Genomic DNA, 393 nt, shown 5'->3' on the forward strand with positions numbered 1-393 from the left:
GCGACTACTTCTCCGACACCGGGCGTTTGCCGTTCGCCTGGTCGGGCGTCTCGCTGACCGCCGAGGGAGCGACATCCCTCCGCGTGCGCGTGGCCGCGGCCGGGGGCAGCGACGCGGTGACGCTTACGCTCGCCGACACCACGGGCGCCCCCGTGGCCACCGTCGAGTCGCTGGTGCTCCGCCAGTTCCAGCCGGGCGCCCTGCGCACCGGCCACCACGAGTCGCTGTTCCAGGTCACCTGGACGCCCCACCCGCTTCCCGAGGCGGCAACCCCCGTCGAGGGCACGGAGATTGTCGTCGCCGGTGCCGCCGAGGACGGCACCGTCATCCCGGACACGCATGCGGAGGTGGTGCGTGTGGTGGGGTTGTTGGGGGTGGAGCGTTCGGGGCCTT

The 393-nt window shown here is 73.0% G+C and carries 1 protein-coding gene; it reads left to right on the plus strand.

The annotated features are described in order from the left end of the window. The coding region (locus DEH69_RS31890; protein WP_181727675.1) for a hypothetical protein at positions 1-393 on the plus strand (393 nt) is incomplete at both ends.

The organism is Streptomyces sp. PT12, assembly GCF_003311645.1.
Taxonomy (GTDB): domain Bacteria; phylum Actinomycetota; class Actinomycetes; order Streptomycetales; family Streptomycetaceae; genus Streptomyces.